Origin of the sequence: Comamonas sp. AG1104 (assembly GCF_003350425.1) — a bacterium.
Lineage (GTDB): Bacteria > Pseudomonadota > Gammaproteobacteria > Burkholderiales > Burkholderiaceae_C > Comamonas > Comamonas testosteroni.
Map to the genome: position 1 here is coordinate 18,990 of NZ_QQAS01000015.1, position 25,447 is coordinate 44,436.

The 25,447-nt window shown below is 60.2% G+C and carries 21 protein-coding genes and 1 tRNA gene; 20 read left to right on the top strand and 2 right to left on the bottom strand.

The annotated features are described in order from the left end of the window. Positions 1-108 precede the first annotated feature (108 nt). The 3 genes from DFO48_RS24540 (at position 109) to DFO48_RS24550 (ending at position 3,513) form a co-directional block, all read left to right on the top strand. A complete protein-coding gene (locus DFO48_RS24540) occupies positions 109-909 on the top strand; it encodes a DUF4198 domain-containing protein (RefSeq protein ID WP_114865056.1) in 801 nt (266 codons plus the stop codon). 85 nt (positions 910-994) lie between these two features. Further along, entirely contained in the window at positions 995-2,113 is a 1,119-nt protein-coding gene (locus tag DFO48_RS24545) for an FAD:protein FMN transferase (protein WP_233506522.1), read from the top strand. Next, positions 2,110-3,513 (top strand): sulfite reductase subunit alpha, encoded by a 1,404-nt coding sequence (locus DFO48_RS24550; RefSeq protein WP_114865058.1) that lies wholly within the window; start codon positions 2,110-2,112, stop codon positions 3,511-3,513. The genes DFO48_RS24545 and DFO48_RS24550 overlap by 4 nt, the downstream gene beginning before the upstream one ends. A gap of 174 nt (positions 3,514-3,687) precedes the next feature. Here DFO48_RS24550 and DFO48_RS24555 read toward each other — a convergent pair whose 3' ends face one another. After that, positions 3,688-3,996, bottom strand: a complete 309-nt coding sequence (locus tag DFO48_RS24555; RefSeq protein ID WP_003053560.1) for an SWIB/MDM2 domain-containing protein — start codon at positions 3,994-3,996, stop codon at positions 3,688-3,690. A gap of 278 nt (positions 3,997-4,274) precedes the next feature. Between DFO48_RS24555 and rraA the strand changes: the two genes are divergently transcribed. Further along, complete coding sequence (gene rraA, locus DFO48_RS24560) at positions 4,275-4,790, top strand: ribonuclease E activity regulator RraA (RefSeq protein ID WP_114865059.1); 516 nt, start codon at positions 4,275-4,277, stop codon at positions 4,788-4,790. 16 nt (positions 4,791-4,806) lie between these two features. On the opposite strand, the gene DFO48_RS24565 is transcribed toward rraA, so the two are convergent. After that, positions 4,807-5,718 carry a DMT family transporter gene (locus DFO48_RS24565; RefSeq protein ID WP_114865060.1) on the bottom strand — a complete coding sequence of 304 codons (912 nt, stop codon included), beginning with the start codon at positions 5,716-5,718 and terminating at the stop codon, positions 4,807-4,809. A gap of 512 nt (positions 5,719-6,230) precedes the next feature. Here DFO48_RS24565 and aceA point away from each other — a divergent pair. The 16 genes from aceA to DFO48_RS24645 form a co-directional block, all read left to right on the top strand. Further along, positions 6,231-7,562, top strand: coding sequence for an isocitrate lyase (gene aceA / locus DFO48_RS24570; RefSeq protein ID WP_003053566.1), 1,332 nt, complete (start codon positions 6,231-6,233; stop codon positions 7,560-7,562). A 324-nt stretch (positions 7,563-7,886) separates the two neighbouring features. Beyond that, positions 7,887-9,806 (top strand): threonine--tRNA ligase, encoded by a 1,920-nt coding sequence (thrS, locus tag DFO48_RS24575; RefSeq protein ID WP_003075153.1) that lies wholly within the window; start codon positions 7,887-7,889, stop codon positions 9,804-9,806. A gap of 82 nt (positions 9,807-9,888) precedes the next feature. Further along, positions 9,889-10,521 carry a translation initiation factor IF-3 gene (gene infC, locus DFO48_RS24580; RefSeq protein ID WP_080569844.1) on the top strand — a complete coding sequence of 211 codons (633 nt, stop codon included), beginning with the start codon at positions 9,889-9,891 and terminating at the stop codon, positions 10,519-10,521. Between the two features lie 192 nt (positions 10,522-10,713). Continuing rightward, positions 10,714-10,917 (top strand): 50S ribosomal protein L35, encoded by a 204-nt coding sequence (rpmI, locus tag DFO48_RS24585; RefSeq protein ID WP_003053571.1) that lies wholly within the window; start codon positions 10,714-10,716, stop codon positions 10,915-10,917. A gap of 26 nt (positions 10,918-10,943) precedes the next feature. Continuing rightward, positions 10,944-11,303 carry a 50S ribosomal protein L20 gene (gene rplT / locus DFO48_RS24590; RefSeq protein WP_003053572.1) on the top strand — a complete coding sequence of 120 codons (360 nt, stop codon included), beginning with the start codon at positions 10,944-10,946 and terminating at the stop codon, positions 11,301-11,303. A gap of 200 nt (positions 11,304-11,503) precedes the next feature. Further along, positions 11,504-12,556 (top strand): phenylalanine--tRNA ligase subunit alpha, encoded by a 1,053-nt coding sequence (gene pheS, locus DFO48_RS24595; RefSeq protein ID WP_003069975.1) that lies wholly within the window; start codon positions 11,504-11,506, stop codon positions 12,554-12,556. 165 nt (positions 12,557-12,721) lie between these two features. Then, positions 12,722-15,175 (top strand): phenylalanine--tRNA ligase subunit beta, encoded by a 2,454-nt coding sequence (gene pheT / locus DFO48_RS24600; protein ID WP_114865061.1) that lies wholly within the window; start codon positions 12,722-12,724, stop codon positions 15,173-15,175. A gap of 28 nt (positions 15,176-15,203) precedes the next feature. Continuing rightward, positions 15,204-15,530, top strand: coding sequence for an integration host factor subunit alpha (locus DFO48_RS24605; protein ID WP_003069978.1), 327 nt, complete (start codon positions 15,204-15,206; stop codon positions 15,528-15,530). A gap of 240 nt (positions 15,531-15,770) precedes the next feature. Further along, positions 15,771-16,220: a MerR family transcriptional regulator gene (locus tag DFO48_RS24610; RefSeq protein ID WP_114865062.1), complete on the top strand. Its 450-nt coding sequence runs from the start codon at positions 15,771-15,773 to the stop codon at positions 16,218-16,220. Between the two features lie 30 nt (positions 16,221-16,250). Next, positions 16,251-16,327 (top strand) — tRNA-Pro (locus tag DFO48_RS24615). Between the two features lie 814 nt (positions 16,328-17,141). Then, positions 17,142-18,665 carry a TolC family outer membrane protein gene (locus tag DFO48_RS24620; protein WP_003075148.1) on the top strand — a complete coding sequence of 508 codons (1,524 nt, stop codon included), beginning with the start codon at positions 17,142-17,144 and terminating at the stop codon, positions 18,663-18,665. A 37-nt stretch (positions 18,666-18,702) separates the two neighbouring features. After that, the gene (locus DFO48_RS24625; RefSeq protein WP_003075147.1) at positions 18,703-18,948 is read left to right on the top strand and encodes a hypothetical protein; all 246 of its coding nucleotides are present in this window, start codon (positions 18,703-18,705) and stop codon (positions 18,946-18,948) included. 185 nt (positions 18,949-19,133) lie between these two features. Then, positions 19,134-21,272 carry a type I secretion system permease/ATPase gene (locus DFO48_RS24630; protein ID WP_199407057.1) on the top strand — a complete coding sequence of 713 codons (2,139 nt, stop codon included), beginning with the start codon at positions 19,134-19,136 and terminating at the stop codon, positions 21,270-21,272. Beyond that, positions 21,269-22,681, top strand: a complete 1,413-nt coding sequence (locus tag DFO48_RS24635) for an HlyD family type I secretion periplasmic adaptor subunit (RefSeq protein ID WP_114865064.1) — start codon at positions 21,269-21,271, stop codon at positions 22,679-22,681. The genes DFO48_RS24630 and DFO48_RS24635 overlap by 4 nt, the downstream gene beginning before the upstream one ends. Before the next feature lie 33 nt (positions 22,682-22,714). After that, complete coding sequence (locus DFO48_RS24640; protein WP_003075144.1) at positions 22,715-23,353, top strand: response regulator transcription factor; 639 nt, start codon at positions 22,715-22,717, stop codon at positions 23,351-23,353. Positions 23,354-23,611: 258 nt separating this feature from the next. After that, positions 23,612-25,447, top strand: a 1,836-nt coding sequence (locus tag DFO48_RS24645; RefSeq protein ID WP_147282774.1) for a retention module-containing protein, incomplete at its 3' end; no start/stop codon positions are given.

Sequence of the window (25,447 nt, forward strand, 5' to 3'; positions counted from 1 at the left end):
GCCCTTCCTTGGTGTCTCTTGCCTGCGTAGCGCCAGTTTTAGGGTGTTGCTTGGCCGTCACACCTCTCTCTTTTGATTTGTCACCCTTTTTGTTCTCAAGGACCCGATATGAAGTTCAAAACACGTGCTCTCGCTGCAGCCGCTCTGGCACTGACCGTACTGGGCGCCCAGGCGCATGATCTGTGGTTCAAGCCTTCCAGCACCGTGCTGTCCAAGTCCGACTGGGTCACAGTGGATGCCGCCGTGTCCAACGATGTGTTCTTCTTCAATCACCGCCCGCTGGGTCTGGAAGCCGTCAAGGTGACCGCACCCGATGGCGCAGCCGTGGAAATGAAGAATGTCGCCAAGGGCGAGTTGCGCAGCATGTTCGACTTCAAGCCAGAAAAGACCGGCACCTACCGCGTCACCATGCTGATGACCGGCGTGATGGGCGGCTACAAGGATGCCAACGGTCAGCCCAAGCGCCTGCGCGGCTCGGTGGAAGAAGTGCTCAAGCAGATTCCTGCCGATGCCAAGGAAGTGCGCGTGACCGAGAATCTGCGCCGCATGGAGACCTTTGTGTCTCTGGGCAAGCCCTCGGCGCTGGCGCTGACCGGCAAGGGCCTGGAGCTCAAGCCCGTGACCCACCCCAATGACCTGGTGGCCAGCGAAGAGGCGACCTTCGAATTCCAGATCGACGGCAAGCCCGCTGCGGATCTGGAGCTGGAGCTGGTGGCCGACGGCATTCGCTACCGCGACGGTGTGGACGCCATGAAGCTCAAGACCGATGCCAAGGGCCAGGTCAAGATCAAGTTCCCCCGCGCAGGCCTGTTCTGGCTGAACGCCGATGCCACGGACAAGAAGACCAGCATTGCCAAGGCCACAGAGCGCCGCCTGGGTTATATCGCTACTCTGGAAGTCCTGCCTTAAGCGTTGGCGCTTGATGGACTGAATACGCGCCCGCTTCGGGCGCGTCGTTGTTTTCGCTGCTGTTTTCGCCTTTGTCTGGATGCCCATGCCCACACCCCCCCGCGTACGCTTCGACGCCAGCCTCTGGCAACTGCCCTCGTCGGCGGCACAGGGTCAGGCTCGCGCTCGGATGCCGGCGCTGGACTTTGGCGTGCAGCGCTGGAGACCTGCAAGCCTGCAGCATCAGCAGGACGGGCGTATTCATCTTCTGTCCGGCCAGACCATGGGCACGCACTGGTCGCTGCGCCTGGCCAACCCGGATTACCTGCCCACGGAGCCGGTGCAGGCCCTGCTGGAGCGGGTGTTTGATGATGTCATCGCTCAGATGAGCAACTGGGAAGCGGATTCGCTGATCACCCGGTTCAATCGTTCAAGACCCGGCCAAACGCATGTAGTGCCGGCGGAGTTTGCCCAGGTTCTGGAGGCTGCCTTGCACTGGGCCAGGCTATCCGGCGCGGCCCTGGATCCCGCCATGGGGGCGCTGGTCTCGCTGTGGGGGTTCGGGCCGCGTCAGAACCCGCTGCAGCCGCATTCAGGGCAGGCACCTGCCGGCGAGGAGATCGAGCGTTTGCTGAAGGCCAGCGGCCACGGCCATCTGCGCTGGAATGCGCAAACCCGGCAGTTGCAGCAGTCCGGAGGCCTGGAGCTGGATTTTTGCGGCATTGCCAAGGGCTTTGCCGTGGATTGGGCTGTGCGCAAGCTGCAGGCCGCAGGCTGGGCGGCGGGCATGTTCGAAATTGGCGGTGAGCTGCGCAGCTGGGGGCAGCGCCCAGATGGGCGGCCCTGGCGGGTGCAGCTGGGCACGGGTGGTTCTGCAGAGGCTGAGTCGCTGGTCGTCGCCTGCAGGGAGGGTGCTTTTGCCACCTCGGGCGATTTCTGGCATCAGTTCACGCAGGCCGGCAGGCGCTATTCGCACACGCTGGATCCGCGCACGGGCTGGCCGGTGACGCATGATCTGGCCAGCGTGACCGTGTTCCATGAGGAATGCATGCATGCCGATGCGCTGGCCACCGTGCTCACGGTGCTGGGTCCGCTGCAAGGCATGGACTTTGCCCGTGAACATGAGATTGCAGCCGTGCTCACATCGCATCTCGCATCCGATGGCAATGAGGCCCGCAGACAGGTGCTCAAGACACCGGCCTGGATCAACCAATTTGAGGCATGACAGTGGAATGGATTTTGACGCCCGAGCGCATCTATGGGGCTATGGGTTTGGTCGCGGCCTATGCAGGCATGTGCTGGGGTATTGGCACCAAGGTGCGAAAGCAGCGCCTGGCCGAGGAGGCCGAGAACAACGTCTCGCAAGGCGATGCTGCTGCGCCTGCCGTCCTGGTCGCCTATGCCAGCCAGACGGGGCAGGCCGAGGCTCTGGCCCGGGCCACGGTCCAGATGCTGGTCGATGGCGGTCTGCAGGTGCGTCTTTTGCCCGTCGAGAAGCTGACGACCGAGCTGCTGCAGCAATATGCACACAGCCTGTGGCTGCTGTCCACCACGGGCGAGGGCGATGCACCCGACCATGCGCTGGGCTTTGTGCAGCAGCTCATGGCCACGCAGCCTGCGCTGACCCGGCACCAAAGCCTGGTGCTCGCGCTGGGTGATCGTGAATACCAGGAGTTCTGTGCGTTTGGTGTGCAAGTGCACGAGTGGCTGCAGACCAGCGGCGCGCGCAGCGATCTGGTCTGCGTGGACAATATGGATGCTTCGAGCTTGCAGAGCTGGCAGACCCAGGTCGGGCAGATAAGGCAGAGCCTGCTGGGCGAGTCTGCGCCAGCCCAGGAGCTGGATTCGGACTGGTTACAGGCGCCGGCCAGCATACCTTTTGTGCTCAGTCGGCGGCGTTTGCTCAATCCCGGCAGCCAGGGCGGGGCGCTGTACCTGCTGGAGTGGACGCCGCAGTCCGGCGAGCTGCCGCAGTGGGAGTCGGGTGATCTGGTGTCTCTGTGCGTGCCTGCCGACCCCGAGCGTGCGCGCGACTATTCGATCGCCTCGATCACGGCCGATGGCAGCCTGCAACTGCTGGTGCGACAGAGCACGCGTGCCGATGGTTCGCCGGGCCTTGCGTCGCACTGGCTGTGCTGCGACATGGCCGAGGGGGATGTACTGCCGCTGACCCTGCGCGAGCACCGAGGCTTCCGGCTCGGTGACAACGCCGGGCGGCCGCTGATTCTGATCGGCAATGGCTCGGGCCTGGCGGGTCTGCTCAGCCATATCAAGGCGCGTGTGCAGCAAGAGCTTGGTGATCAATGGCTGTTGTTCGGAGAGCGCAGCCCACAGCATGACGCGCTATTTGCCGATCAACTGGGCGCATGGCTCAGGCAAGGTCGACTGGCACGGCTGGATCAGGCCTGGTCGCGCAACGGCAAGGATTCGCGCTATGTGCAGGATTTGCTGCGCAGCCATGCAGAGCAAGTCCGGCAATGGGTGGAGCGTGGCGCGGCCATCTATGTCTGCGGCAGCCTGAACGGCATGGGCCAAGGCGTGCATTTGACGCTGCAGGCCATTTTGGGCGAGGCCAAGGTGGCCGAGCTGTTGGGCTCGGGCCGCTACCGGCGCGATGTGTATTGAAAAAGCCCAAGACTACCTTTGCCCGTTGCTGTGCAGGGTGGCTTCACGCCGGACTCAATCGCAAGCACTCGGCTTGCCTGGCGGTATCAGCCGTTCGGCCAGAGAGGGCCTCGTCTCAGAAACGCAAAAAGCTGGCTCAGGCCAGCTTTTTTGTGGTCAGCGCAAGCGCAGTGCTTACTTGACGTGCTTGCCGATCAGGCCGGCCATCTCGAACATGGAGACTTGGGGCTTGCCGAAGACTTCCTTGAGCTTGGCATCAGCGTTGATCATGCGCTTGTTGGCAGCGTCTTGCAGGTTGTTGGCCTTGATGTAGACCCACAGCTTGCTGATGATTTCAGTGCGGGGCAGGGGATCCTTGCCAACCACGGCAGCCAGAGCGGCGCTGGGGGTCAGAGGTTTCATGAAGGCAGCGTTGGGAGTGCGCTTCTTAGCGGCGGGAGCTGCTGCCGGTGCTGCAGCGGGTGCCTTCTTTGCAGTTGCCATATTGCTTATTCCTAATTGGGTAGTGGACTTATCACCAGCGAAATACAGCTGCAATCCACTGGCTGAGTCTGATGCTAATGGCAAAAAATCGCTCTTCCAAGCTAGTGGGCTGTTTTTTTGCCTCGATTTGTTGCTCTCAGGCCCTTTAGTGGCCGTTTTCACGAGTTTTTCCTCGAGAGTGTTGTGAAAAAGTTGCTCTCTGTGCGTGTCCGATGGTGCTTGTGCTATGTCCGGTGCTCAGGGCAAGATGCGGGAGACTTGGTTCTGTGGAGATTTTCATGAGCGATTCCTCGGCTTCTCTTGGCTTCAGCACCTGCGATTTGTGCGATGCGCATATCAGCGATGACAGCAGCGATTTCCGCGTGCTGCCGCCCGTGTTCCACAGCTATGGCGGGCAGGTCAGCTTTATGGGGGAGGTCTGCACTGTGCAGTGTCTGGACGACAACAGCCTGGTGCGAGCGGCGCTGGCCGAGCCGGGAGGTGGCCGTGTGCTGGTGGTCGATGGCGGCGGCTCGCTGCGCCGGGCACTTGTGGGAGGTAATGTGGCGGCCTCGGCGGCCCAGAACGGCTGGGCCGGGGTGCTTGTCTATGGCTGCGTGCGCGACGTGGCCGAGCTGAAATCCACGCCCGTGGGTCTGTATGCGCTGGCGCTCAACCCCATGCCTACCGTCAAGCAAGGGCAGGGACTGCGCGATGTCTATGTGCAGATCGCAGGACTGTGGGTTCGCCCGGGCGACTGGCTGTATGCCGACGCCGATGGCATTGTGCTGAGCCGCCGCAACCTGCTTTCCTGATTGAAATCGATGGCGCCTAGCGCCTGATCTGCAATGAACCGGGCCAGGTTGCAATCACAACGCTGGTCAGGGCTATGCCGAAGGCCAGCAATTGCATGCTGCCGATGCGCTCGCCCAGGGCCAGCGTACCCACCACGGCGGCGCTGATGGGCAGCAGCACGGTAAAAATTCCGGCTCGCGATGCGGGCACGGCGCGCAGCCCCGTCATCCACAGCCACACCGTCCAGACACAGGCGGCTAGGGCGTAAAACAGCAGCAGGCCCCATGCGGGCACCGAAACCCGGGAAAAATCAAACTGCCAGGCCAGATAGAGCCCGGCGGGCGTGGAAAGCACGAACCCCCAGAGATTGATCAGCGCCGTAATGCGCTTGGGGCTCACGCTGGCGGTGAGCTTTTTGCCGATCACGGCATATGCGGCCTCGCACAGCACGGCGGCAATGAGCAGCAACTGACCCAGGCCTTGCTGAGGATGTGCGGCAAGGCTGGCGCTTTCGGTCTTGCTCAAGGCATTCAGCCCTATGCCGGCCACGGCGAAAACAATGGCTGTCCATGTGCGCGCGCCAACGGCTTCGCGCAGAAAAAGCCAGCTCAGGATGGCGACTGCGGCTGGAATTGCGGCCATGGTCACGCCCGCCGTGACCGCACTGGTCAAGGCCACGCCGCTGATCATGCACAGCGTGAAAAGGAAATTGCCGAAGAAGGACTCAAAAAACAGCAGCCACTTGGTCTGCCTGGTCAGAGTTGTCTCGTGTGCTGGTGGCCTGAGCCAGCCCAGCATGGCCACTGCACCGATGCCAAAGCGCAGCCAGGCCAGCAGCATGACCGGAAAGATGGCAGCCAGAGGCTTGGACAGAGCTACATAGCTCCCTACCAAAGACATGCTGAGCGCCAGGCAGAGATAGGCGATGGGGCGACTGGGCGTGTGCATGGCGTGGCGAAATGGATGTCAATTGCAAGGGAAGGTGATGCAAAGCAGTGTGGCAGGGCATGTGGCATGCATTTGACCCAGGGGAAGGAACTGTTGTTTTTTGGTTCTCGCCGCCTCGGGCACTGTGTCTTTGTCGTGTCACCTGTTTTTGTTCAAGTGACTTGGCCTGTCTCGTGCCGGGTAAATGAGCAGATCAGGGGCGGTGCCGGGGACTTTTTTCGTACTGCGTTTAAAGGATGCGGACTCAGTGGGCCGTGCTTGCGCAAATTTTTCATGAAGCAAGAATTCAATTTCGTATTATGAAAAATAGAAATGTTGCGCTGCCGCAAAATTTCTCAATACGAGAAATGCGTTTTCTCATTGTGAAAATTAAAAATAAGTTGTTGATTTTATTGTTTATAAATTTCAGTCTTTTATAAGACATAAGACCATGTGGAAGAACGTCACAGACATAAAGTAGATCCCAAGGACGAACACCAATTCATCTTGTTTTAACCGCTAAGGAGTGCACCATGCCCCAATCCCTGACTCAGCAACTGAGCCGTGAACAGCAAATCGCAGCCCTCGAAAAAGACTGGGCACAAAACCCCCGCTGGAAGAGCGTGAAGCGCGGTTACAGCGCTGCCGATGTGGTGCGTCTGCGTGGCAGCCTGCAGCCTGAGTACACACTGGCCCAGCGCGGCGCCGAGGTGCTGTGGGACAAGATCAACGGCAGCTCGAAGAAGGGCTATGTGAATGCCTTCGGCGCTATCTCTGCAGGCCAGGCCATGCAGCAGGCCAAGGCCGGTCTGGAAGCCGTGTACCTGTCGGGCTGGCAAGTGGCCGCCGACGGCAACACCTCCGAGACCATGTACCCCGACCAGTCGCTGTACGCCTATGACTCCGTGCCCACCATGGTGCGCCGTATCAACAATACCTTCAAGCGCGCCGATGAAATCCAATGGGGCAAGGGCATCAACCCCGGCGACAAGGAATTCATCGACTACTTCCTGCCCATCGTGGCTGATGCGGAAGCCGGCTTTGGTGGCGTGCTCAACGCGTTCGAGCTGATGAAGAACATGATTCAGGCAGGTGCTGCCGGCGTGCACTTTGAAGACCAGTTGGCTGCTGTCAAGAAGTGCGGCCACATGGGCGGCAAGGTGCTGGTACCCACCCGCGAAGCGGTCGAGAAGCTGATTGCCGCCCGTTTTGCAGCCGATGTGATGGGCGTGCCCACCATTGTGCTGGCCCGTACCGATGCCGAAGCGGCCAACCTGATCACCAGCAACCATGACGAGAACGACATCCCGTTCCTGACTGGCGAGCGTACTCAGGAAGGCTTCTACCGTGTCAAGAACGGTCTGGAGCAATCCATCAGCCGCGGCGTGGCCTACGCTCCCTATGCGGATCTGGTGTGGTGCGAAACCGGCGTGCCCGATATCGGCTTTGCCCGCGAATTCGCCCAGGCCGTGCACGCAGCCTGCCCAGGCAAGCTGCTGAGCTACAACTGCTCGCCTTCGTTCAACTGGAAGAAGAACCTCAACGACAGCCAGATCGCTTCCTTCCAGGAAGACCTGTCCGCACTGGGTTACAAGTTCCAGTTCATCACGCTGGCCGGCATTCACAGCAACTGGTACAACACCTTCAAGTTTGCTCACGAGTACGCTCGCGGCGAGGGCATGAAGCACTACGTGGAAATGATCCAGGAGCCCGAATTCGCGGCACGTGACAAGGGCTACACCTTTGTCTCGCACCAGCAGGAAGTGGGCGCAGGTTACTTCGACGACGTGACCACCGTGATCCAGGGTGGCTCTTCCAGCGTCAAGGCGCTGACCGGTTCCACCGAGGAAGAGCAGTTCCATTGAGTCGCGTTGAATCGTGATTCTGTCTAGGTAGAAAAAGTGGGGTTATGCGCCCGGGGCGAAAGTCTCGGGCGCTTTTTTGTTTGCCGGGTTAAAATGGCGCGACTTCAATTCACAAGGGCGAGAAAGGCATCAACGGTTATGACACCGCGAACTACATCGGAGATGTACTTCAGCTGCTGATGGCAGCTGGCGGTTCGCGCCTGCCCGAGATTTCTCGACACCCTCATCAAAGCGCGGACTGGTTCCGCGCTTTTTGCTTTCAGGCAACTCCAAAGCTCTGGCGCTGGCCCTCCCCCACACAAATTTGGTTTGACAAGGAATTTCATGATCAACATCACGCTCCCCGATGGCTCCAAGCGCGAATATCCGGGCCCGGTTTCGGTCGCTGAGGTCGCTGCTTCGATCGGCTCCGGCCTGGCCAAGGCGGCACTTGCCGGCAAGATCAACGGCAAGGTCGTGGACACCAGCTTTGTGATCGAGCAGGATTCGCCGCTGTCCATCATCACCGCCAAGGATGCCGATGGTCTGGAGGTGATCCGCCACTCCACCGCTCACTTGCTGGCCTATGCCGTCAAGGAGCTGTTTCCCGATGCCCAGGTCACCATCGGCCCTGTGATCGAAAACGGCTTCTACTACGACTTCTCGTACAAGCGCCCCTTCACTCCCGAAGATCTGGCTGCCATCGAAAAGAAGATGACCGAGCTGGCCAACAAGGACGAGCAGGTGGTGCGCCGCGTGCTGCCGCGCGACGAGGCCGTGCAGTACTTCAAGGGCATCGGCGAAGCCTACAAGGCCGAGATCATTGCCTCCATCCCCAGCAACGAGGATGTGAGCCTGTACCGCGAAGGCGCTTTCGAGGATTTGTGCCGTGGCCCTCACGTGCCCAGCACCGGCAAGCTCAAGCACTTCAAGCTGATGAAGGTGGCCGGTGCCTACTGGCGTGGCGACCACCGCAACGAGATGCTGCAGCGCATCTACGGCACCGCCTGGGCGACCAAGGACGAGCTCAAGGACTATCTGTTCCGCCTGGAAGAAGCCGAAAAGCGCGATCACCGCAAGCTGGGCCGCGAGCTGGATCTGTTCCACATCGATGAGCATTCGCCCGGCACCGTGTTCTGGCACCCCAAGGGCTGGGCAGTCTGGCAACAGGTCGAGCAGTACATGCGCCGCGTCTATCAGGACAACGGCTACCAGGAAGTCAAGGCTCCGCAGATTCTGGACAAGGGCCTGTGGGAGAAGACCGGCCACTGGGACAAGTACCGCGAAAACATGTTCACCACCGATTCGGAAAAGCGTGAATATGCCCTCAAGCCCATGAACTGCCCGGGCCACATCATCATCTTCAAGCAAGGCATCAAGAGCTATCGCGATCTGCCGCTGCGCTTTGGCGAGTTCGGCAACTGCCATCGCAACGAGCCCACCGGTTCGCTGCACGGCATCATGCGCGTGCGTGCCTTCACTCAGGACGATGGTCACATCTTCTGTACCGAAGACCAGATCCAGGCCGAGGTGACGGCCTTCACTTCGCTGCTGCAGAAGGTGTATGCCGACTTCGGTTTCACCAATATTTTGTATCGCCTGTCGACCCGTCCCGAGAAGCGCATCGGCACCGATGAAGCCTGGGACAAGGCCGAGAACGCGCTGGCCGAAGGTCTGCGTGCATCGGGTTGCGAGTTCGAGTATCTGCCGGGCGAGGGCGCGTTCTACGGCCCGAAGATCGAGTACACCCTGAAGGATGCACTGGGCCGCGAATGGCAGTGCGGCACCATCCAGGTGGACCCGAACATGCCCGAGCGTCTCGATGCGGAATTCGTGGGCGAGGATGGCGAGCGCCATCGTCCCATCATGCTGCACCGCGCGATTCTGGGTTCGCTCGAGCGTTTCATCGGCATTTTGGTCGAGCATCACTCGGGCGCGCTGCCTGCCTGGCTGGCTCCCGTGCAGGCTGCCGTGCTCAATATCACGGACGCTCAGGCCGACTATGCGCAGGAAGTTGCGCAGAAGCTGCAAAAAGCATTGCCGAATCAAAGCCTTAGGGTAGTGACAGATCTGCGCAATGAAAAGATTACGTATAAAATACGCGAGCATTCCATGCAGAAGCTGCCCTACATCCTTGTCGCAGGCGACAAGGAGAAGGCTGCTGGTGCGGTTGCAGTGCGCGCCCGGGGTAACAAAGACCTCGGTGTGATGTCGGTTGATGCATTCATTGAATTGCTCGCCAAAGACATCACGGCCAAGGCCTGAAGCAGATTAATTTTTGTGGCGGGCCGGTCAGCGTGCAAGGCACGCTAGCCGGCTACGCTGTTGTAGCCATTTCAATCCAAGGGTGAAAACCATAGCTACTGAATTTCGCGATCGGCGCCACCGTGAAGAGCGCAAGCATCGACTGAACCGAGAAATCATGGCGCCTGAAGTGCGTCTGTCTGGTCCTGACAACGAGCCTCTGGGCATCGTGCCGCTGCAAGAAGCGCTGCGCATGGCTGGCGAGCTGGATGTCGACCTGGTGGAAATTGCGGCCAACGCATCTCCTCCGGTCTGCCGTTTGATGGATTACGGCAAGTTCAAGTACCAGGAACAGAAGAAGGCTGCTGAAGCCAAGGCCAAGCAGACCGTCATCGAAATCAAGGAAGTGAAGTTCCGCCCTGGTACGGATGATGGTGACTACAACATCAAGCTGCGCAATATCCGCCGTTTCCTGGCGGAGGGCGACAAGTGCAAGATCACGCTGCGTTTCCGCGGCCGTGAAATCACGCACCAGCAGCTGGGTCTGAATCTGCTCAACCGTCTGCGTGACGATCTGGCCGATTCCATCCAGGTGGAGCAGTTCCCCAAGCTGGAAGGCCGTCAGATGATCATGATGGTTGCGCCGGCTCGTGCAGGTGGCAAGAAGCCTGCTGGTGGTGCAAAACCACAAGGTGATGGCGTCGCTGCTGCACCTGAGGCTGCAGATAAGGCATAATTGCGGTTTTGCCTTTCGGGCAAGAGTGGGCTTGGCCCACTTTTGTTTTGTGCGGCAGACAAAGAATTTGCAGGCTTGCCTGCAAGAGTCAGCCCGGCCTGGCCGGACTGACAAACAAGTGCCTCGGAGGCCAGCGAAGTGTGTGCGGGTTGCACACCGCCTTGCGAGCACAAATTCAATAGGAGCATTCACATGCCCAAAATGAAGACCAAGAGCAGCGCGAAGAAGCGTTTTCGCGTTCGTCCCGGTGGTACCGTCAAGCGCGGTCAAGCCTTCAAGCGTCACATCTTGACCAAGAAGACCACGAAGAACAAGCGTCACCTGCGTGGCATTGTCAACGTGCATTCCGGCGATATGGGCTCCATCGCAAAGATGTTGCCTTCCGCAGGCCTGTAATTCACTGACGAACTAGGAGAAAACACATGCCTCGCGTCAAACGTGGTGTAACGGCTCGCGCCCGTCACAAAAAAGTTCTGAATCTGGCCAAGGGTTTCCGCGGTCGCCGTGGTAACGTCTTCCGCGTTGCCAAGCAAGCGGTCATGAAGGCTGGTCAATATGCCTACCGTGACCGTCGTACCAAGAAGCGCGTGTTCCGTCAGCTGTGGATCGCTCGTATCAACGCTGCTGCACGTGAACTGGGTCTGACTTACAGCCAATTCGCCAACGGCCTGAAGAAGGCTGCCATCGAAATCGACCGCAAGATGCTGGCCGATATCGCCGTGCACGACAAGGCTGCTTTTGCAGCTATCGTCGACCAAGTCAAGGCCAAGCTGGCTGCCTGAGGTCACGATCGGTAGTTACTCTTGTAGGACTTTTGCAGACAAGAATCCCCACAGGCATTTGCCGATGGGCGAGCATCTTGCTTGAACTTGATTGCAGAAGTCGTGTCTTGTTCAGTAGCTGCTGATGCACAAACAGCAAGGGCTAGGGCTTGAAAAGGCACTAGCCCTTGTTTATTTTTACAAGTCGATAAAGAGTCGATATGAACGAGTTGGATTCTCTGGTCGAAAGCGCACAGCAACTGTTTGCGCAAGCCCACACCCCCGCTGATCTGGAAAATGCCAAGGCGCAGTTTCTGGGCAAGTCGGGCAAGATGACCGAGCTCATGAAGGGCATGGCGCAGCTTTCCGTCGAAGAGAAAAAGTCGCGCGGTGCCGCCATCAACGTGGCCAAGCAGGCGATCGAAGCGGCCTTGACCGCCCGTCGCAAAGCTTTGGCAGACGCCGAGCTGCAGGCCCATCTGAAGGCTGAGGTGCTGGATGTGACTCTGCCCGGTCGCCGTCGTGGCGCGGGAGGGCTGCACCCCGTCTCCATCACCATGGAGCGTATCGAGGGCATTTTCGGCTCCATGGGCTTTGATGTGGCCCAGGGCCCCGAGATCGAATCCGACTGGTTCAACTTCACGGCGCTGAACACGCCTGAAGACCATCCTGCGCGCTCCATGCACGACACCTTCTATGTCGAAGGCGGCACCCAGCACGCGCCCAATCTGCTGCGCACGCACACCAGCCCCATGCAGGTGCGCCATGCCGTGCAACATGTGAAGAATTACCGCAACGCGCTCGATGCCGGCCAGACCATGCCCGAGATCCGCGTGATTGCCCCCGGCCGCACCTACCGTGTGGACTCGGATGCCACCCACTCGCCCATGTTCCACCAGTGCGAAGGCCTGTGGATCGGCGAGAACGTGAGCTTCAAGGACCTGAAGGTCGTGTTCACCGACTTCTGCAAGACCTTCTTCGAGCAGGATGATCTGGTGCTGCGCTTTCGCCCCAGCTTCTTCCCGTTCACCGAGCCTTCGGCCGAAATCGACATCCAGTTCCAGAGCGGCCCGCTGGCCGGCAAGTGGCTGGAAGTGGCGGGCTCCGGCCAGGTGCACCCCAATGTGGTGCGCAACATGGGACTGGATCCCGAAAAATACATCGGCTTTGCCTTTGGCATGGGCCCCGACCGCCTGACCATGCTGCGTTATGGCGTGAACGACCTGCGCCTGTTCTTCGACGGCGACATCCGTTTTCTGTCGCAGTTTCAGTAATAAAAAAGTGAGCTACTAGCGCATACTATGAAATGATTTCAGATAGTTTTGATGCTGAAATCCATATGCGCCGAGCGCTGATAGCTCATCTTTTTGAGATACGCATGCCCAGCCAGTGGCAGACCGCTTGCGGTGCGACTGGCATGAACGCCAAAGAGTCTGACTATGCAATTTCCTGAATCCTGGTTGCGCGAATACTGCAACCCCAACCTGACCACCCAGCAGCTGGCCGATACCCTGACCATGGCCGGTCTGGAAGTGGAAGAGCTGGATCCTGTGGCGCCTCCCTTCACCGGCATCGTGGTCGGTGAAATCAAGGAAGCCGTGCAGCACCCCGACGCCGATCGCCTGCGCGTATGTAAGGTGGATATTGGCCAGCCCGAGCTGCTGGACATCGTCTGCGGCGCGCCCAATGCGCGTGTGGGCATCCGCATTCCCTGCGCCACCGTGGGCGCAGAGCTGCCTCCCGGTGCCGATGGCAAGCCCTTCAAGATCAAGATCGGCAAGCTGCGCGGCGTGCAGAGCTTTGGCATGCTGTGCTCGGCCAAGGAGCTGGGCATCGACGAAGACGCCAGCGGCCTGCTGGAGTTTCCCGCCGATGCGCCGCTGGGTCAGAACGTGCGCGAGTACCTGAACCTGGACGACACGCTGTTCACGCTGAAGTTGACGCCCAATCTGGCGCACTGCCTGAGCGTCTACGGTGTGGCGCGCGAGCTGTCAGCGTTGACCGGCACGCCTCTGAAAGTCCTGTCCTTCCCCGCTGCGGCCGTGGCCTTGCAGGACAAGCTGCCGGTCAAGATCGAGGCGACCGATCTGTGCGGCCGTTTCTCGGGCCGTATCGTGCGCAATGTCAACACGCAAGTGAAGACGCCCCAGTGGATGGTGGACCGTCTGGCACGCTGCGGCCAGCGCTCGGTCAGCCCTCTGGTGGACATCTCCAACTATGTGATGTTCGAGCTGGGCCGTCCCAGCCATATCTTCGATCTGGACAAGATCAGCGGCGGACTGAATGTGCGCTGGGGCAAGGAGGGCGAAACGCTCAAGCTGCTCAACGGCAACACCATAAAGATCGACGATTTCCTGAAGGTCGGCGTGATTGCCGACGACAAGCAAGTCGAGTCGCTGGCCGGCATCATGGGCGGCGACGCCACGGCCGTGTCCGACGACACGAAGAACATCTACATCGAAGCCGCGTTCTGGTTCCCCAAGGCCGTGGCCGGCCGCTCGCGCCATTTCAACTTCTCGACCGACGCCGGTCACCGTTTCGAGCGCGGCGTGGACCCCGAGTTCACCACCGAGCACATCGAGCGCATCACCGCGCTGGTGCTGGAAATCTGCGGCACGCCCGAGACACAGGTCGGCGCCATGGACGACCACCGGCCCAATATGCCCGCCTCCAAGGCTGTGCAACTGCGCGTGGCGCGTGCGGCCAAGGTCATCGGCATGGCCGTGACGCAGCAGCAATGCCTGGATGCCCTGAACGGCCTGGGTCTGCCGGCCACCGTGGCTTCGGAAGGCGTGATTTCGGTGACTGCTCCTACGTTCCGCTTCGACATCAATCTGGAAGAGGATCTGATCGAAGAAGTGGCCCGCATGATCGGCTACGAAAACCTGCCGACCACCAAGCCGCTGGCCCCGATCTCGCCCAAGCTGCGCGCCGAGAACGAGCGCAGTCCCTATGCCGTGCGCCACGAACTGGCGGGCCTGGGCTACCAGGAAACCATCAACTTCAGCTTTGTCGAAGAAAAGTGGGAACAGGAGCTGGCTGGCAACAACAACGCCATCAAGCTGCTCAACCCCATCGCCAGCCATCTGAGCGTGATGCGCTCGTCCCTGCTGGGCTCGCTCTTGCAGGTGCTCAAGTTCAACGTGGACCGCAAGGCTCAGCGCGTGCGCGTGTTCGAGCTGGGTCGCGTGTTCTTCAAGGACGAGTCCGTGGTCGACTCCGACACCACGGTCAAGGGCTTTTATCAGCCCATGCGCGTGGCGGGTCTCGCCTACGGCGCAGCCGACCAGCTGCAGTGGGGCAGGGCAGAGGCCAAGGTCGACTTCTACGACGTCAAGGGCGATGTGGAGGCGCTGCTGGCCCCGGCCAAGCCCGTCTTCGAGCCTGCCGAACACCCAGCCATGCACCCCGGCCGTTGCGCGCGCGTGCTGCTGGACGGCAAGGCCATCGGCTTTGTTGGTGAACTGCACCCCCAATGGCGCCAGGAATGGGATCTGGCCCAGGCTCCCGTGATGTTCGAGCTCGAGCTCGATGCCGTGCTGGCCCGCGAGGTCCCTGTGTTCAAGCCTGTGGCCAAGCACCAGGCCGTGGAGCGCGACATTGCCGTGGTCGTCAAGGAAGCCGTGACCCACGCCCAGGTGATGGAAGCCGTGCAGCAAGGTGTGCAGGGCGGCATTCTGCGCTCGGCCGTGCTGTTCGACGTATTCCGTCCCAAGAAGCTCAAGGCGGGCGAGGAAGCGGCGCCGGGCAGCCTGGCTCAGGACGAGAAGAGCCTGGCCGTGCGTCTGACGCTGGGCAGTGACACTGCGTCGCTGACCGATGCGGAAATCGACGCGGCCATGCAGGGCACAATTGCGGCTCTGGTTGAACGCGTTGCGGCTCGTCTGCGCTGATATGTTCAATCCACAAGGAGATCGACCCATGGAGCTTGCCGTAGAGAGCATCGACAGCCCCGCGCTGACCAAGGCGCAGCTGGCCGATCTGCTGTTTGACGAAATTGGTCTGAACAAGCGCGAAGCCAAGGACATGGTGGATGCATTTTTCGACCTGATCTCGCAAAAGCTGGTGGACGGCGAAGATGTCAAGCTTTCGGGCTTTGGCAACTTCCAGATCCGCACCAAGGCGCCGCGGCCCGGTCGCAACCCGCGCACCGGCGAGCTGATTCCCATCGCTGCGCGCCGCGTGGTGACCTTCCATGCCAGCAGCAAGCTCAAGGAGCTGATCCAGGGCGAGAGTTCGGGGTCTTAAGCGATTGGCACACGGCGGATGCACTGTCAAGCGGAGCATCGGTCACTGAAGAGCTGACAGTCTTGCGTCGCGCGCGGTGCAAGGTCCTGTCAGCTCTTCGCGCTATATTGCTAGGACTTGCGCAAACAGGAATGCGTAGCGGGCATTTCGCTCGACAGAGCGCCGTGCCTGATCCGGATTTGTGCAAGTCGTGATTGCCTATCTTTCACCCATTCCTTCACTGACCGCTTGCAACCAGCCATGGCTTCATCTTTGCCAGCAATTCCCGCCAAGCGCTATTTCACCATCGGTGAAGTCGCTGATCTTTGCGACGTCAAGCCTCATGTGCTGCGTTACTGGGAGCAGGAGTTTGTGCAGCTCAAGCCCATGAAGCGGCGCGGCAACCGACGCTACTACCAGCATCATGAGGTGTTGATGGTGCGCCGCATCCGCGAGCTGCTCTACGAGCAGGGCTTCACCATCAGCGGCGCACGAAATCGTCTGCGTGAACTGGTGACGGGTCACGGCAGGGCAGTCGAGCAGCAGCCGGCGCTTGTGCATCCGGCCCTGCCCCTGCAGGGGCAAGAGCTGGAGCAAAGCCATCTGCTGGCTTCAATGCTGGAGCAGGGCCGCTCGGAGCCTGCCGGTGCCATGGGCATGGAGGAGGTCAAAGAGGAGCTTTTGCAGATCAGGGCGCTGCTTTCTCTTTGACGTCGAATTTCTGTGTATAATTCAAGTCTTCGGAATGTAGCGCAGCCTGGTAGCGCACTTGCATGGGGTGCAAGGGGTCGCGAGTTCGAATCCCGCCATTCCGACCAATTAGACAAGGGCTTCTGACTATCGAGTCAGAAGCCCTTTTTCTATTTCTGCGGCGATCCGGCGTGAAGTATTTGATGACGACTTCACTGTAGGAGTGGGTCTGATTTCACCCGATTGCGTTAGCTCCAACGGGAATAGCGTGGATGGAAACGGTATTGATTCTTGGTTTCTTTGATATAAGGAAAGAATGAAAAGAATTGCCAATTCCTGGCAAAAATTCGAAGTTCGGCTGGTTTAGTGGTTTTTTGAAACAAATCCTTTCATGCCTTGTGCTAGATTTGCAACTGAATCCATTTGTTTGATGGTGTTGCCAGGAGATCTGCCATCAACGCACGGCTTCGCATGCAAGGTTATGCGTCAAGAACACCGGCCGGAAACCGGAGGCTCCGCCTTGCTATCGTGGAAAGGAAAATCTCCAAATGCGCTGTGTCTAGCCGATAGACGCTCCACAGCCTGTCCGCGCGACTTGTTTGGCCAGGGGATTGGCGATGTCATCCCTTCACCACTGCTAAGTGGTGGCTCGTCAAGCAAAAATAGTGAGTTTTGTCGATCAGTCAACAATCTTGACCTGACCGTCAGTCTCCTGTGCGGTGTTGGCATGACGCCAAAGACTGTGAGCACGAGAGTTACAGAATTCCATTTTGCGAGTTCTGAGGCCGTATGCGATGCCTTTTCGGGCAGCAGCGAGCCGATCCACATTAACAACCAGCGTCCGCGGGAACGATTTGTAGAAGTCGCACCGATTGCTCTCGCCAACTTGTTGGCGGGCTAGGCATCGCATTGCCCGGTCGGAGTCAAACAAGAGGGATAACAATGAAATTCAGTCAGATTGCACAAGTGGTAGCCACTCTGGGTGTGGCCTCGTGGGCCATGGGGGGTATGGCTCAGACGACCATGAATGCGCAACAGGCCAACGAACAAGGCGTCGCACTGCAAAAAGTGGTGGAGCAGGCGCTGATGACCCACCCCGAAGTGCAGGCGCGTTTCCAGGATTTCACGTCGTCGGTTGAAGGTCAGAACGTGGCCCGCGGCGGCTGGCGCCCCCAGGTCACTGCCCAAGGCTGGGTCGGTCGCGAGTGGCGCAGCCATATTCAGGATTCTCCATCGCAGAACTGGAATCGCCCGGGCTGGAATCTGCAGCTGCGTCAGCTGATATTTGATGGTTTCACCACCAGCAGCAATATCCGCCAGCTGGGCTTCGAGAAGCTGGCCAAGTTCTACGATCTGCGTGCGACCACCGAAAACCTGGCCAACGATGTCGTGGCGGCCTATCTGGATGTGCAGCGTTACCGCGAAATGGAAAAGCTGGCGCGCGAAAACTTCGGCACCCACCAGGTGACGCTGGGGCAGCTGCGCGAGCGCCAGCAGTCCGGCGTGGGCCGTGGTGTTGACCTGGAGCAGGCCAGCGGTCGTCTGTCCCTGGCGCAGACCAATCTGATGACCGAGAGCAACAACCTCAACGATGTGCTGCAGCGCTACCGCCGTGTGGTGGGCGAGTATCCGGCGGCCACGCTGGATCCCGTGCCCGAGGTGGCTGGCAAGCTGCCTGTCTCCGGGGTGGCCAAGGATTTCGGCGATTCCCTGCGCGCCAGCCCGCTGCTGTTGTCCAAGCAGGCTCTGGTGCAAGCGGCCGAGGCCGGTCAGAAGGCGGCCAAGGGTGCACACATGCCCAAGCTCGAACTGCTCGCTTCCACAGGACGGGATCGTGACCAGAACTCGCCTGCCTACTGGGATGTGCAGAGCTCGCGGGTGCAGCTGATGCTGACCTACAACCTGTATCGCGGAGGTGCCGATGAGGCACGCCTGCGCCAGACAATTGCCCAGGGTTATGCAGCGCAGGACGTGCGCGATTACACCTGCCGCAACCTCCAGCAGGAGTTGTCGATCACCTGGAACAATATGGCCCGTCTGCGTCAGCAAACGCCGTTCCTGCGTGAACATGTTCTTTCCACCGCCAAGGTCCGTGTGGCGTATCAGCAGCAATTCAAGATCGGTCAGCGCTCTCTGCTGGATCTGCTGAACACCGAGAACGAGCTGTTCGATGCCCAGCGTGCCTTGGTCAATGCGCAATACGATCTGAAGAAGGCCGAGTACCAGTGGCTGACACTGTCCAGTCAGATCCTGCCGGTGCTGGGACTTGCGCAGCCGCATGACGATAGCCGCCCGGATGAGCAACAGGCGCTGACCTTGCCCGATGATCTGCTGCGCAGCTGCAAATCCTCGGTGCCTGACACCGCCAATCTGACGCCGGTGCCTTTCAGTGTGGAGGCCGAACAGGGCGCGCCTGCGAAAGCCCCGGCTGCAGCGCCGGTACCTGCCGCGGCTGTGCGCCGGTGATGATTGCTGGCGTCTGGCGCATCTTTTGTGGGAGTTGATGAACAACATGGATAAAAGCGATTCACCACCTTCGGAGCAGTCCTCCCGGCAGGAGTTGTCGGCACTGGATGCGGATTTCATCCGCGTTCTGGAGGACTTGATCGACGCCTTGCTTGCCAATGGGACCTTGCGCCTGACGGATCTTCCGCCTCAGGCGCTCGATAAGCTGAACCAACGCAAGCAGGCGCGCCAGCGCATGCGTAATTCGCTGGACCTGATTGATGATGATGAAGAGCTTTTATAGGTTGATTGTTGAAGATGACCAGACCAGACGTTGAACCTACATTGGCATCGGTCAGCGGTACGGATGCGACCCAGAAGCGAGGGCATGGTGCTTCGCCGGAAGCCGCAGCAGCAGCGGCGGAGCATGCCGGCCCGGCCTTCCTGGGTGCACACAGCGCGGGCCATGCGCCGGCCGAGGGCTGGCGCATGCCGGCCCATGAGACCCATGCCGATCCCTTGCTCGATTGCCTGGTGCAGCTCACCAGCCTGCATGGCAAGCCCTATACGGCTCAGGCCCTGAGCAATGGTCTGCCGCTGGTGGATCAGCGCCTGACGCCTTCATTGCTGGCTCGGGCTGCGGCTCGCGCACAGTTCAGCACGCGTATCGTGCAGCGCACTATGGACGATGTCCCCCAGGGCTTGCTGCCGGCGATACTGCTGCTTCACGGCGGTCGAGCCTGCCTGTTGCTCAGGGCGCAGGAGGGTGGTCGCGTCCTGCTGCAATATCCGGAGTCGGATAGCCCTGTCGAGGTGGAGGTGCAGGCCTTGCTGCAGGACTACACGGGACTGATGTGCTTTGTGCGTCCGCAGTTCCGCTTCGAGCAGCGCTCCGTGCAGCAAGGCATGGAGCCTCGCAGCAGCCACTGGTTCTGGGCCGTGATTCTGGAGAACCGGCGCCTGTACCGCGATGCCTTGCTGGCCGCCGTGCTCATCAATGTCTTTGCGTTGGCAATGCCCTTGTTCAGCATGAATGTGTATGACCGGGTCGTGCCCAATAACGCGGTGGAAACATTGTGGGTGCTGACTATCGGCATTTCTTTGGTGCTGATCTTCAATTTTGTGCTGACGACGACGCGCGCCTATGTGGTCGATGCCGCGAGCAAGCGTGTGGATGTGCAGTTGTCCGCGCAGATCATGGAGCGCGTTCTGGACTTGCGCATGGAGAGCCGACCCGCATCCGTTGGCTCGTTTGCGGCCAATCTGCGCTCGTTTGAATCGGTCCGTGACTTCATTGCGTCTGCAAGTCTCACGACCTTGGTGGATCTGCCTTTCGTGCTTCTGTTTCTGGTGGCGATTGCCTGGGTTTCGCCCTGGATGCTGATCCCGCCTGTGGTGGCGATCGCAGCGATCTTGCTGGTTTCCTTCTGGGCCCAGGCGCGCATGGAGAGTCTGACGCTCAAGACCTTTCAGGCTTCGTCTCAGCGCAACGCGCTGCTCGTGGAGTCGCTGACCAACCTGGAGGCGGTCAAGACGCTCAATGCCCAAGGCGGAGTGCAGCGTCTGTGGGAGAGCTCCACTCAGTACATTGCTTATATGGGGGGCAAGATCAAGTTCATCTCGTCCGGTACGGTGAACTTCGTTCAGACCTTGCAGCAACTGGTCACCATTGCGGTGGTCGTCATCGGCGTGTATCAGGTGCAGGATGCGGCGCTTTCCATGGGCGGCATCATTGCCGCCTCCATGATTGCGGGACGCTGCCTGGCGCCCTTCGGTCAGGTCGCGGGGCTGATGATGCAGTTTCACAATGCGCGCACCTCGCTCAATTCCATTGACAACTATATGAAGATGCCGGTCGAGCATGAAGCGGACCGGGAGTTCATCTCACGTCCGGATCTGCGTGGCGCCATCGAGTTTCGCAATGTCAGCTTCAGCTATCCGGGAAGCGAGCAGGCCAGTCTTTCGGGGGTGAGCTTTTCGCTCCGACCCGGAGAGCGGGTTGGCATCATTGGTCGTATCGGCTCGGGCAAAACCACGCTTGAGAAGCTGGTCCTTGGCCTGTATCAGCCCAGTGAAGGCTCGGTTCTGATCGATGGGATGGATGCCCGTCAGATAGACCCCGTGGATCTGCGTCGGGCCATCGGGCATGTGCCTCAGGACCCGATGCTGTTCTATGGCAGCTTGAAGCACAACTTGCTGGTGGGGGCTCCATTCGCGGATGAGGCAGATATGCTGCATGCGGCACGCATTGCCGGTGTCGATGAGTTTGTAGCCCGCAATCCCAAGGGCTACGACATGTTGGTTGGCGAGCGCGGTGAGTCACTTTCTGGCGGCCAGCGCCAATCCATTGCTGTTGCCCGTGCCCTGATCAACGACCCGGCCATATTGCTGCTGGATGAACCCAGCAGCAATCTGGACAATCAAAGCGAAGCACAGCTCAAGCGTCGTCTGGAAGAGGCCGCGCAGGACAAGACCATTTTGCTGGTCACGCATCGCACGGCCCTGTTGACCTTGGTTGACCGGCTGATCGTGATTGATGGCGGCAGAATTGTTGCCGATGGAGCCAAGGATCAGGTGATCGAGGCCCTGAAGCAGGGGCGGATTGGCGGAGTAGGAGGGCGAGCATGAGCGAGTCCAAACCAGAAAAAAAGCCGTCGCGCTTCAAGGAGGCGCTCAAGGCGCGCTGGACGCGACTGGAGCGATGGCTGCTTGACGGCAGCGAGGTTGTCGGAACGCATCAGCCGGATGACCTCAAGGCCGATGCGCAGTGGGCTGCAGGGCAGCAGCAGGCGCGTGGTTCGCGTCTATTGATATGGGTATCTCTGGTCACCGTGCTGGTTCTGCTGCTCTGGGCTTGCCTGGGGCGCATCGATGAAGTGGTGCGAGGCCAGGGCAAGGTGGTTCCTTCGCGCCAGGTTCAGGTGGTGCAGAGCCTGGATGGCGGCATCGTCAAGGAAATTCTGGTGCATCCCGGCGAGCATGTGGAGCAGGGCCAGGTCATCTTGCGCATCGATCCAACGCGCTACAGCTCGTCCCTCGGTGAGAACAAGGCTGAACTTCTGGCATTGAAGGCGAAGGCCGCGCGTCTTCAGGCCCTGGCATCGGGCGAGCCATTCAAGGCTCCGGAAGATGTGCAGGCTCTGGCGCCCCAGCTCGTTGAGATGGAGCGGCGCATGTGGGAGAGCCGTTCCCAGGAGCTCAACACCAACGTCAATATTGCGCGTGACCAGTTGCGCCAACGTCAGCAAGAGCTGCGTGAAACCCAGGCCAACCGCGACCAGGCCTCGTCCAGCTGCAGTTTGACTTCAGAGGAGCTTTCGGTGACTCGCCCCTTGCTCAAGAGCGGAGCAGTGTCTGAAGTGGATTTGTTGCGCCTGCAGCGGGATGTGGCTCGCTTCTGTGGCGAGGCCAAGGCGGCCGGTGCGCAGATCGGGCGCATTCAGGCTGCGATTCAGGAAGCGGAGCGCAAGATTCAGGAGTCGGAGCTGAATATGCGCAATCAGTCTCGCTCCGAACTCTCGGAAACCCAGGCCAAACTGGGGACCCTGGAGCAAGGCAAGGTGGCGCTGGAGGACCGAGTCAAGCTGGCCGAGGTGCGCTCGCCCGTGCGCGGCACGGTCAACACCTTGATGGCGAATACCGTCGGCGGTGTTGTGCAGCCGGGCAAGGACATTCTGGACATCGTGCCGCTGGATGACACCTTGCTCATGGAGGTGCAGATCAATCCGCGCGACATCGGCTTTCTGCACTTCGGTCAGCAGGCTGAGGTGAAGTTCACGGCCTATGACTTTGCCATCTACGGTGGCTTACAGGGCAAGCTCGAGCAGATCGGGGCCAACACGGTCACGGACGAGAAAGGGAACTCCTTCTATGTCGTGAAGGTGCGCACGGAAAAAGCCCATGTGGGGGATGACTCGCGTCCCATCATTCCGGGCATGCAGGCCGAGGTGCATATCCTCACCGGCAAGCGCACCCTGATGCAGTATCTGCTCAAGCCGATTCTGCGTGCCAAGTCCAATTCACTGATCGAACGTTAGTTCATGGATCGCCAACAATTACAAAGGAACTCTATGAATGCCTTGCCTGTATTGATGCTGACTCAGGATGCCACGCTGTGGCAGGAATGGCAGCAGATCGCAGGCCCTCAGTGGATGCCTGCGCGCGGCCAGAGCCTGGCCGATTTGCAACGCTGGAAGCAGCAAGGCCGTACCGTGGTGGTGCTGGATGCAGCCCTGCCATCCTTGCCAGAGTCGACTGCTTCACGCTGGATTGAGCTGCTGAAGGATCTTCAGGTTCTGGTTCTCAGCAACCGTCCCAGCGATGAGGAGGGCCGGAACCTGCTGTCGCGCGGAGCATGTGGCTATGCCCATGCGCAATCGAGCCCGGAGGTGCTGTCGCGGATGCTGCAAAGCATGGCTGGCGGCAATATCTGGCTTGGTCGTTCCCTGCTGCAGCGCCTGTTGCGTGATGTGGATGCCCGCCTGCCTGAGCAGGAGTCGGACTGGGCCGAACCATTGTCGGCACGCGAGCAGGAGGTTGCACGTTATGCATCGCTGGGTGACAGCAATGCGGAGATCGCCGAGCGCATGTCCATCAGCGAGCGTACCGTGCGCGCTCATCTGTCTGCTATTTTTGAGAAGCTGCAGGTACAGGACCGATTGATGCTGACATTGAAGGTTCACGGTATCGGGCGCAAACAGTTGGCCTGAACCTGATTTTGGGGCTGCAGATGAGCGCATAGTCACCTCTTGCCTCTGGAGTGTCGGTTGCTGAAAAGCCTGAAGCCTGCATATTGCAGGCTTCAGGCTTTTTTGATCTGGAGCAGCAGAGATCGAATAAAACAGAGCCCGATTGGCTTTGGCGCCAATAGTGCCTTGGGGCCTTGGGCCCTACCATTTCAGCTGAAATATTGGAGAGGTGCCTCTGTGCACCTTCACTTTTTAATCTGACTGGATAGGCAGAACCTCATGGCAGCTCAAACCGTTCTCGTTACCAAACTCACTGGCCAGGCTTGGATGCGTGGTCCTGATGGCAATCTGACGGAGCTCCGTGAAGGCATGCGCATCCCCGCTGACGCCGAGATAGTGACGGCCTCCGGCAGCACCGTGCAGTTGCAGGCGGACGGCCAGCCACCGCTGATGGTGGGCGAGAACCAGGACGTGCATCTCACTGCGGACCTGATCCAGCCGCCAACCGTGGAAGAGGCTGCTGTGGCGAGCCCCGCGAATGCGCAGATTGACCAGATCATTGCGGCCATCAATGCCGGCCAGGATCCGTTCGATGAGCTGGATCCTACTGCGGCCACATTGTCCGGCGGCAGCGAGGGCGGCAGCACTTTTGTGCGCCTTTCCAGCATCATTGAGGCAGTGTCGCCGCTGGCGCTGGAGTATGGACGTGCTGTACCAGCGACTACGGTGCTTCCACTTTTTAGTGGGGTGAGCGCTTTGGCGGACAGCACGGATCCGGGCAACCCCAATCCGGGCGCTGACGTCCCGACCCTGGACGTGTCCAACCCCGGCAATGTCAACGAAGGCAGCGATGCCAAGTTCGACATCACGCTGGGCAAGGCCGTCGACGCAGAAACCACCATCACCTTCAAGCTCGGCGGTGACATCGAGTCCGACGACATCGGCACGCCCGTGGTCACCATCGGTGGCACCACGGTCACCCTGGTGAACAACGGCAACGGCACCTACAGCTTCCAGGTCCCGGCCGGCACCACCGGCGGCATCGTGGTCACCGTTCCGACCCACGACGACGCCGTCTTCGAAGGCAGCGAGAAGCTGACCCTCGAAGCCACGCTGAGCGGCAAGACCGCCAGCGGCGTAGATCTGCCCGCCGGCATCACCGACACCGGCAATGCCGCCATCGTCGACACCCAAGGTCCTGGCGCTGACGTCCCGACCCTGGACGTGTCCAACCCCGGCAATGTCAACGAAGGCTCCGATGCCAAGTTCGACATCACGCTGGGCAAGGCCGTCGACGCAGAAACCACCATCACCTTCAAGCTGGGCGGTGACATCGAGTCCGACGACATCGGCACGCCCGTGGTCACCATCGGTGGCACCACGGTCACCCTGGTGAACAACGGCAACGGCACCTACAGCTTCCAGGTCCCGGCTGGCACCACCGGCGGCATCGTGGTCACCGTTCCGACCCACGACGACGCCGTCTTCGAAGGCAGCGAGAAGCTGACCCTCGAAGCCACGCTGAGCGGCAAGACCGCCAGCGGCGTAGATCTGCCCGCCGGCATCACCGACACCGGCAACGCCGCCATCATCGACACCGAAAGCACGGATCCGGGCAACCCCAATCCGGGCGCTGACGTCCCGACCCTGGACGTGTCCAACCCCGGCAATGTCAACGAAGGCTCCGATGCCAAGTTCGACATCACGCTGGGCAAGGCCGTCGACGCAGAAACCACCATCACCTTCAAGCTCGGCGGTGACATCGAGTCCGACGACATCGGCACGCCCGTGGTCACCATCGGTGGCACCACGGTCACCCTGGTGAACAACGGCAACGGCACCTACAGCTTCCAGGTCCCGGCTGGCACCACCGGCGGCATCGTGGTCACCGTTCCGACCCACGACGACGCCGTCTTCGAAGGCAGCGAGAAGCTGACCCTCGAAGCCACGCTGAGCGGCAAGACCGCCAGCGGCGTGGATCTGCCCGCCGGCATCACCGACACCGGCAATGCCGCCATCGTCGACACCGAAAGCACGGATCCGGGCAACCCCAATCCGGGCGCTGACGTCCCGACCCTGGACGTGTCCAACCCCGGCAATGTCAACGAAGGCTCC

Bases quoted from the DNA above. Each gene is read 5' to 3' on its own strand.
- DFO48_RS24540 (WP_114865056.1), top strand. From the start codon at position 109: ATGAAGTTCAAAACACGTGCTCTCGCTGCAGCCGCTCTGGCACTGACC.
- DFO48_RS24545 (WP_233506522.1), top strand. From the start codon at position 995: ATGCCCACACCCCCCCGCGTACGCTTCGACGCCAGCCTCTGGCAACTG.
- DFO48_RS24550 (WP_114865058.1), top strand. From the start codon at position 2,110: ATGACAGTGGAATGGATTTTGACGCCCGAGCGCATCTATGGGGCTATG.
- DFO48_RS24555 (WP_003053560.1), bottom strand. From the start codon at position 3,996: ATGGCAACTGCAAAGAAGGCACCCGCTGCAGCACCGGCAGCAGCTCCC.
- rraA (WP_114865059.1), top strand. From the start codon at position 4,275: ATGAGCGATTCCTCGGCTTCTCTTGGCTTCAGCACCTGCGATTTGTGC.
- DFO48_RS24565 (WP_114865060.1), bottom strand. From the start codon at position 5,718: ATGCACACGCCCAGTCGCCCCATCGCCTATCTCTGCCTGGCGCTCAGC.
- aceA (WP_003053566.1), top strand. From the start codon at position 6,231: ATGCCCCAATCCCTGACTCAGCAACTGAGCCGTGAACAGCAAATCGCA.
- thrS (WP_003075153.1), top strand. From the start codon at position 7,887: ATGATCAACATCACGCTCCCCGATGGCTCCAAGCGCGAATATCCGGGC.
- rpmI (WP_003053571.1), top strand. From the start codon at position 10,714: ATGCCCAAAATGAAGACCAAGAGCAGCGCGAAGAAGCGTTTTCGCGTT.
- rplT (WP_003053572.1), top strand. From the start codon at position 10,944: ATGCCTCGCGTCAAACGTGGTGTAACGGCTCGCGCCCGTCACAAAAAA.
- pheS (WP_003069975.1), top strand. From the start codon at position 11,504: ATGAACGAGTTGGATTCTCTGGTCGAAAGCGCACAGCAACTGTTTGCG.
- pheT (WP_114865061.1), top strand. From the start codon at position 12,722: ATGCAATTTCCTGAATCCTGGTTGCGCGAATACTGCAACCCCAACCTG.
- DFO48_RS24605 (WP_003069978.1), top strand. From the start codon at position 15,204: ATGGAGCTTGCCGTAGAGAGCATCGACAGCCCCGCGCTGACCAAGGCG.
- DFO48_RS24610 (WP_114865062.1), top strand. From the start codon at position 15,771: ATGGCTTCATCTTTGCCAGCAATTCCCGCCAAGCGCTATTTCACCATC.
- DFO48_RS24620 (WP_003075148.1), top strand. From the start codon at position 17,142: ATGAAATTCAGTCAGATTGCACAAGTGGTAGCCACTCTGGGTGTGGCC.
- DFO48_RS24625 (WP_003075147.1), top strand. From the start codon at position 18,703: ATGAACAACATGGATAAAAGCGATTCACCACCTTCGGAGCAGTCCTCC.
- DFO48_RS24630 (WP_199407057.1), top strand. From the start codon at position 19,134: ATGCCGGCCCATGAGACCCATGCCGATCCCTTGCTCGATTGCCTGGTG.
- DFO48_RS24635 (WP_114865064.1), top strand. From the start codon at position 21,269: ATGAGCGAGTCCAAACCAGAAAAAAAGCCGTCGCGCTTCAAGGAGGCG.
- DFO48_RS24640 (WP_003075144.1), top strand. From the start codon at position 22,715: ATGAATGCCTTGCCTGTATTGATGCTGACTCAGGATGCCACGCTGTGG.